At 72.9% G+C, this 7,040-nt stretch carries 8 protein-coding genes; 3 read left to right on the top strand and 5 right to left on the bottom strand.

The window, feature by feature from the left end:
- From D7V93_RS45375 to D7V93_RS33915, 3 genes are all read left to right on the top strand, one after another.
- Nucleotides 1–458: hypothetical protein (locus D7V93_RS45375; protein WP_120647325.1), on the top strand; the 458-nt coding region annotated here is incomplete at its 5' end.
- 3 nt (nucleotides 459–461) lie between these two features.
- Nucleotides 462–1,517, top strand: coding sequence for a glycosyltransferase family 2 protein (locus D7V93_RS33920; protein ID WP_120647324.1), 1,056 nt, complete (start codon nucleotides 462–464; stop codon nucleotides 1,515–1,517).
- A complete protein-coding gene (locus D7V93_RS33915; protein ID WP_120647323.1) occupies nucleotides 1,498–2,298 on the top strand; it encodes a class I SAM-dependent methyltransferase in 801 nt (266 codons plus the stop codon). The genes D7V93_RS33920 and D7V93_RS33915 overlap by 20 nt, the downstream gene beginning before the upstream one ends.
- 7 nt (nucleotides 2,299–2,305) lie before the next feature.
- Here D7V93_RS33915 and D7V93_RS33910 read toward each other — a convergent pair whose 3' ends face one another.
- The 5 genes from D7V93_RS33910 to D7V93_RS45370 all read right to left on the bottom strand — a co-directional run.
- Nucleotides 2,306–3,805, bottom strand: a complete 1,500-nt coding sequence (locus D7V93_RS33910; RefSeq protein WP_120647322.1) for an ABC transporter permease/substrate-binding protein — start codon at nucleotides 3,803–3,805, stop codon at nucleotides 2,306–2,308.
- A complete protein-coding gene (locus D7V93_RS33905) occupies nucleotides 3,802–4,551 on the bottom strand; it encodes an ATP-binding cassette domain-containing protein (RefSeq protein WP_120647321.1) in 750 nt (249 codons plus the stop codon). Before D7V93_RS33905 ends, D7V93_RS33910 begins: the two co-directional genes overlap by 4 nt.
- 18 nt (nucleotides 4,552–4,569) lie before the next feature.
- Nucleotides 4,570–5,577 carry a hypothetical protein gene (locus D7V93_RS33900; RefSeq protein WP_244237672.1) on the bottom strand — a complete coding sequence of 336 codons (1,008 nt, stop codon included), beginning with the start codon at nucleotides 5,575–5,577 and terminating at the stop codon, nucleotides 4,570–4,572.
- Nucleotides 5,578–5,654: 77 nt separating this feature from the next.
- Nucleotides 5,655–6,338, bottom strand: a complete 684-nt coding sequence (locus D7V93_RS33895) for a DUF4142 domain-containing protein (protein ID WP_120647320.1) — start codon at nucleotides 6,336–6,338, stop codon at nucleotides 5,655–5,657.
- Nucleotides 6,339–6,466: 128 nt separating this feature from the next.
- Nucleotides 6,467–7,040: hypothetical protein (locus D7V93_RS45370; protein WP_158623927.1), on the bottom strand; the 574-nt coding region annotated here is incomplete at its 5' end.

Below are 7,040 nucleotides of genomic sequence, written 5' to 3'. Positions count from 1 at the left end.
GGGGCGAGCTGGCGGTGGCGGGCATCCTGGCGGTGCCGTACGTCCACTGGGCCACGAAGGAGCAGATGAAACCGGGCCGGGAGCCGCTGGGCCGGTATTACCAGCGCATGGGGACGGCGGCGTTGGCCCTCGATGCGGAGTTCGCCGCGCTCCACTTCCAGGAATGCCTGCGGTGGTATCCCTTCCCCGACTGCCGCATGGGGTGGGGGCAGTGGCTGCTCCAGCAGGGTCGGGCGGAGGAGGCCATCCCTGAACTGGAAGCCGCCGTGAGTGGCTACTCCCAAGCTCCGGGGGATGTGATGGGGGCGCTCTACCTGTCGCTCGGCCAGGCGTACCTGACGGTGGGACGGACCGAGGAGGGGCTGGCCCACGTGCGCGAGGCGGCGGCTCGCGCGCCTCCGGGCTCCGCGCTCCGCCAGGAATCCGAAAAGCTCTTGAACGCCCGTGGAGGGCCCTGACGCATGCACCGGCTCGACCTCCCTCCGGGTGCGCAGGCCCCGGAGACCCTGGTGCCTCCGGGCGCCGCCCGCGACGCCACCGACCTGACGCTCGACATCGTCATCCCCGTCTTCAACGAGGAGGAGATGCTGGACCTGCTCGTGGAGCGGCTGGGCCAGGTCTTCGCGCCGGAGGTGCTCGCCCGGCAGGGGGTGGCCTCCGTGCGGCTGGTGCTGGTGGACGACGGCAGCCGCGACGCCACCGCGCGGCTGCTCGCCGAGCGCATCCGGCAGGGGCTGCCGGCGCGGCTCATCCGCCTGTCGCGCAACTTCGGGCACCAGGGCGCGGTGTGCGCGGGGCTGGACTTCGCGGACGCGGACCTCGTCGCGGTGATGGACGCGGACCTCCAGGATCCACCGGAGGTGGTGTGGGAGATGCTGGCCGCGTGGCGCCAGGGCGCGGACGTGGCCTTCGGCCGCCGACGGAGGCGACAGGGCAACGTGCTCAAGCGGCTGGGCTACTGGGGCTTCTACCGGCTGGTGGGGTTCCTGTCGGAGATCGACCTGCCCCTGGACACGGGCGACTTCTGCCTGATGGACCGGAGCGTGGTGACGGCGCTGCGCCGGCTGCCGGAGAACCTGCGCTTCTCCCGCGGCCTGCGGGCCTGGGTGGGGTTCCAGCAGGTGGCGGTGCCCTTCGACCGGCCCGCGCGCGCGGCGGGCGAGCCCAAGTACACGTGGAGCAAGCTGTACCGGCTGGCCACCGACGGCATCGCGTCCATGAGCACGCGGCCCCTGCAGGCGGCCCAGCTGGCCAGCTTCCTCTTCGGCGTGCTCACCCTGCTCTTCCTGTTCCTGCTGGTGGGCTTCTCCCAGCACCTGGACGTGCCGCGGCCCTTCCTCTTCGCCTACGTGCTCATCGCCACCGGCAACGCGGTGCTCGCCTTCTGTCTGTACATCCTGGGGGCCTACGTGGGCCGCACGTACCTGGAAGTGAAGGGCCGCCCCCCCTACCTCGTGATGGAGCTGGTGGAGCGCCGCGCGCCCCCGCAGAAACCCCATGTCCCTCCCGTCCCCTGAGTCCACCGCCGCGGTGGAGATGCTGTCGCGCCCCACGTCCGCGGAGCCCTTCCCCGACGAGTGGTACGACGAGAGCTCCGCGGACCACTTCTGGTTCACCTGGCGGCTGCGCGCGCTGTCGCGCCTGCTGAAGGACGTGGGGGTCCCGACGCAGGCACCGCTGCGGGTGTTGGACATCGGCTCGGGCGCGGGGATCCTCGCGCGCCAGCTGGAGGACACCACCGCCTGGACGGTGGACGCCACCGACCTCAACCTGGGCGCGCTGAAGCGGTGCGCGCCCCGGAAGGGCCGGACCCTCTACTACGACGTCACCGAGGAGCGGCCCGAGCTGCGGGGCACCTACGACGTGGCCCTGCTGTTCGACGTCATCGAGCACGTGCCCCAGCCGCGCCCCCTGCTGGAGTCCGCGCTCAGGCACCTCAAGCCCGGCGGGCTGCTGCTCATCAACGTGCCCGCGCTGCCGGTGCTCTTCAGTCGCTACGACGTCGTCGCGGGCCACGTGCGGCGCTACACCCGCGACAGCCTCTCGCAGGAGCTGGAGGGCCTGCCGCTGCGCACGGAGGCGCTGCGCTACTGGGGGTTCTCGCTGGTGCCCGCGCTGCTCGTGCGCAAGGCGATGATGCCCGCGGACCAGGACCAGCAGAACGTCATCGAGCGGGGCTTCGTGCCCCCCTCGAAGTGGGTGGACGGAGCGCTGCGCGTGCTGATGCACGCGGAGACGCGCCTGGCCGCGCGGCCGGTGGTGGGGACATCGGTGCTGTACGCGGGCCGCGTGCCCTGAAGCGCGCCTATTCGCGCAGGCGCAGGCCCCGGGGCACCACCGCCCGCGCCACCGCTTCGAAGAGGCCGCTGACGAGGAGCGCGAGCACCGCGGACGGCACCGCGCCCTCCAGGATGAGCCCCACGTCGTCCAGGCGGATGCCGGTGAGGATGGGCTGCCCGTAGCCGCCCGCGCCCACCAGCGCGCCCAGCGTGGCGGTGCCCACGTTGATGACCGCCGCCGTCTGGATGCCCGCGAGGATGGACGGCGCCGCCATGGGCAGCTCGATGCGCCACAGCCGCGCGCGCGCCGGCAGGCCCAGCGCCTCCGCGGACTCGCGCACCTCCCACGGGATGCCCCCGAGCCCCGCCGCCGTGTTCCGCACGATGGGCAGGAGGCTGTAGAGGAACAGCGCCGCGATGGCCGGCTTCGAGCCGATACCCAGCAGCGGAATCATGACCACCAGCAGCGCCAGCGACGGCACCGTCTGGATGATGCTGGACAGCCCCAGCACCGCCTGCCCCAGCCGGGGACGGCGCGCGGCCAGGACGCCCAGCGGGATGGCGAGCGCGATGGCCGCCAGCAGTGACACGCCCACCAGGAACAGGTGCTCGCGCGTGCGCTGCCAGACGCGCGACACGGCGCCCTGCGTGCGCACCTCCGTCGACAGGCCCAGCGACGCCTTCAGGAAGTCCGACGCCACTTGCGCCTCGGGCACGCGCTCCAGCCGCGCGCGGGCGTTGAGCTGCACCATGCGCGCTTCCGTCAGGGAGCCCTCCAGCTTCCGCACCGCCCGGAGCGCCAGCGGGGCGCGCTCCTCCAGGTCCGCGCGGTAGAGCAGCACGGCGTCGTACGCGGGGAAGTGGCGCCGGTCGTCCTCCAGCACGCGCAGGCCGTAGGCGGCGATCTCCGCGTCGGTGGAGTACAGGTCCGTGAGCTGGAGCGCGCCGCTCTCCAGGCCCCGGTACGCCAGGTCGTGGTCCAGGCCGCGCACGTCGCGCTGGGGCAGGCCGTACGCGTCGCGCAGCGCGGGCCAGCCGTCGCCCCGCTCCATGAACTCGTTGCTGAAGCCCACGCGCAGCTCCGGGTGCTGCTTCAGGTCGGAGATGCGGCGGATGCCCAGCCGCTCCGCCTCCGCTTCCTTCATGCCCAGCGCATACGTGTCGTTGAAGCCGAGCGACGCGCTCATCCGCAGCCCCTCCTGCGCGAGCGCCTCTCGGAGCGCGGCGTCATCCTTCAGCGCGCGGCCGGCGAACAGCTCCTGGCGCAGCGTGCCGGTGTACTCGGGGTAGACGTCCAGCTCGCCCCGGCGCAGCGCCTCCCACAGCACCGTGGTGCCGCCCAGCTCGCGGCGGTGCGTGGCCTGCGCCCCGGTGGCCTTCGCCACCTGCGTCACCATCTCCCCCAGGATGACGGACTCGGTGAACTTCTTGGACCCCACGCGCACCGCGGGCCCCTCACCGGGCGGCCTCTCGCACGCGCCCGCACCGAGCAGGACCAGCAGGACCAGCGCCCCCAGCCGCGTCATCCGGCCCTCCCCACGGGCAGCGGACGCTGCGCCTGGATGAACCGCGTGACGAAGGCGTCCGCGGGATGCGCCTCCAGGTCGTCCAGCGTGCCCTGCTGCACCACCTGGCCCTCGCGCATCAGCACGATGCCGTGGCCCAGGTAGGCCGCCTCCGCCAGGTCGTGGGTGACGAGCACCACCGTCTTGCCCAGCCGCTCGAAGATGCCGCGCAGGTCCGCCTGGAGGTCGTGGCGCACCAGCGGATCCAACGCGCCCAGGGGTTCATCCAGCAGCAGCACGTCCGGATCCAGCATCAGCGCGCGCATCAGCGCCACCCGCTGACGCTGGCCGCCGGAGAGCTGCCCGGGATAGCGCTCCAGCGCCTCCGCGGGGAAGCGCGTCAGGTCCGTCAGCACGCCCAGCCGCTCGCGGATCCGCGCCTGGGGCCAGCGCAGGTGCCGCGCCATCAGCGTGACGTTCTGCGCGCCGGTGAGGTGCGGGAACAGGCCTCCGCCCTGGAGCGCGTAGCCCACGCGCTGGCGCACGGCGAGCAGCGCGTCCGGGGCCTCGGGCAGGGGGTGGCCGTCGAAGAGGACGCGGCCGGTGTCCGGCCGCGCGAGTCCATTGAGCAGCCGCAGCAGCGTGGACTTGCCACAGCCGCTGGGGCCGATGAGCACCGTGGTGGCGCCCGTGGGCAACGTCAGCGTCAGCGGGTGCAGGGCCTGCAAGCCGCCGAAGCGCTTGGACACACCTTCCAGGGTGAACACGGGGCTTTTTCCGTCCCTTCAGCGCACGGCGAAGGCGCCGTTGCAGGCCGCGGGAAAGGGGACATCCACCGAGCCCGCCGAACCCTCCGAGCCCGCCGAGCGGAGACTGCAAGCGGCGAACAGGCCCCGCCCCTGCATGTCCACGCCGCCCGCCCAGACGACCACGTCGCCGCCGCCGTCCGGAGCGGGCGCGGTGAAGCGGGCGCAGCGCGTGGGCACGCTCTCCAGGTAGCAGTCCCGCATCTCCACCGCGCTGGCGCCGGGGAGCGCGTCGCGCAGTTCCTCCACGCTCTGGTCGCGCCAGCGCTCCAGTTGGGCCGTGCCCGGCTGCACCGGGTAGAAGAGGCTCCAGGAGAACGTGGACCGCTCGCAGCGGATCCGCCCCGTGTGCGTCGTCGAGGCCGCGAGCTGACAGCCCTCCGGCACGCCCAGCAACCGCCACGGCAGCAGGGGCGGCTTCACGAGCGCCGACGGCGCCAGCACGTCCCCTTCCGGGTTGCCCCGCGTGGCCAGGTACGCGAACAGCTCCAGGCACCGCCCCAGCTCCGGACGCGCGTTGTCGCGCACCACGCAGCCCAGCTGGCGCACCCGGCCCGCCGACGGTGTCACCGTCGTGAGGTACCCGCCCGCGTGGCAGGGCGGCGTCTCGCCCTCCGGGCCCGTGCACTTCGCGAAGCGCACGGACGGGTGTGGCTGGCCCGCGAGCGGCAGCTCACCCGCGACCTCCGCGAGCGGCGGGCCCAGGCGCGCACGGACGCGGGCACGTCCCGCCTCCAGGGCCTGCGCTTCGCGCACGTCGGACAGCTCGTCCAGCCACACGGCGAGCCCGCCGCAGCGGTAGGTGCGCGACGTGGCGCTGTCGGGCAGGGGCACGCAGCCGTCGAAGAGCGCGCGTGCATCCGCGACGAAGGGCCCCGTGGACGTGACACCCACGGCGGGGACCGCGGGGGCCACCGGCACGGTCGCCTGACACGCGCCCAGCACACCCCAGAGTCCCACCCAGACCGTCGCCAATGCCTTGCGCATCCGCGACGGGATAGGCGCCGGGCCCGGCCGAGTCAACCGGCCCGACGGCCCGACGCCCACCGCGCTACATCCCGCGGCTACTTCTTCAGCTGCTTCTCCAAGTCCTTCACCTGCATCTCGTGGCTGCTCACCACGCTCTCGGTGTCGGTCAGGAGCGCCAGGAAGGTCGCGTCGTTCTTGTACTCCTTGCGGCCCTCCTTGAGGATGTCCTTGCCCTTCTTCTGGTCGTCGGAGATGCGCGAGAGGAAGGCCTTGTCGAACTCGGGGCCCTGCTTCGCACGCAGCTTCTCCAGCTCCGCGTTCGTCTCGTCGACGCTCTTGCCCAGCTTCTCGCGGGTCTTCTTCATGTTCTCGTCGTAGCCCTGCTGCACTCCGCCAGCGCCGGAGCCGCCCATGCCCGTGGAGGGCATGCTGCCTTCGCTCAGCTCGCTGATCTCCAGTTGCTTGCTCTTCGCCCAGCTGCGCAGCGCTTCCTGGTTCTTCTCGTGGTCCTCACGCAGCTGCGTGGCGAACTGCTTCACCTGCGGATCCGTCGCCTGCTCCTCCGCGAGCGTCGCCAGCTTGATCTGCCGGTTGTTGAAGACGGCCAGCTTGCCGACATAGGTCACGCGCTTCGCGGCCGCCTCCCCCACCTCCTTGCCCTGCTTCTCCATGTGCTTTTCCTGCTTCGACATGGGGTCCTCGGCGTGGGCCGCGAAGCCCATCAGCCCCGCCATGACCGCCGCCGTCAGCGCCCGCGTCTTCCATTTCGTGTTGCCCATGGTCCCGCCTCCCCCGCGCCTCGCGGATGAATGAATGACGAAGGGAAGCTGGTGATGGGACGGGCCGGCGCCAGGGCCGCCCGGCCGACAGCCCCGCCCCCGGGAACGAGGCAAGGATGGCTTGTGCGTCACTCCGCGGGCAGCACGCCGCGCACCACCGCGCCGCGCTCCGGCGCCGTGGCCTGGGCCCAGCCGCGCAGCACCGCCAGCGCCTCCGTGGAGAAGGCCGGAGTGTCGAGGAGCGTGACGGTGGTGCCCGCTCCGCCCGTCTGCGCCTGCTCGAAGCGCGCGGTGAGCCAGCAGGCCCCGGGCAGGCCGTCCTCGGGCACCGTGCGCGACACCTCCAGCTCCAGCAGCGCGGAGGGCGACAGCCACGCCTCGGCCCACCGCAGCCGCCGCTCCAGCAGCGCGCCCAGGGACTCCAACGCGGGCGCCCCTTGGAGGGACGGATCCGCGCCCGCCGCGCCGGGTCCCGGTGGCAGGTACACCTCGCGCAGGAAGGGCGGCTCGCGGGTCAACGCGTGCGCTGTCGCGCGCAGCCACAGGCGACAGTCGTGCAGCACTCCCGCCGTGGCCACCTCGAAGGAAGGCAGGAAGTGGCGCGTCTCCGGTCGCCGGCCGCCCTGGCGCTCCGCCTCCACCTGCACGAAGGGCAACACCCGGGCGCCCCCCTCGACGAGGCCCTCCACCTCCAGCCCCAGC

Source organism: Corallococcus llansteffanensis, from assembly GCF_003612055.1.
Classification (GTDB): domain Bacteria; phylum Myxococcota; class Myxococcia; order Myxococcales; family Myxococcaceae; genus Corallococcus; species Corallococcus llansteffanensis.
This window is presented reverse-complemented; position numbering and strand designations above follow the sequence as displayed.

Excerpts from the sequence above, each read along its gene's own strand:
- D7V93_RS33920 (WP_120647324.1), top strand. The coding sequence starts at position 462 with ATGCACCGGCTCGACCTCCCTCCGGGTGCGCAGGCCCCGGAGACCCTG.
- D7V93_RS33915 (WP_120647323.1), top strand. The coding sequence starts at position 1,498 with ATGTCCCTCCCGTCCCCTGAGTCCACCGCCGCGGTGGAGATGCTGTCG.
- D7V93_RS33910 (WP_120647322.1), bottom strand. The coding sequence starts at position 3,805 with ATGACGCGGCTGGGGGCGCTGGTCCTGCTGGTCCTGCTCGGTGCGGGC.
- D7V93_RS33900 (WP_244237672.1), bottom strand. The coding sequence starts at position 5,577 with ATGCGCAAGGCATTGGCGACGGTCTGGGTGGGACTCTGGGGTGTGCTG.
- D7V93_RS33895 (WP_120647320.1), bottom strand. The coding sequence starts at position 6,338 with ATGGGCAACACGAAATGGAAGACGCGGGCGCTGACGGCGGCGGTCATG.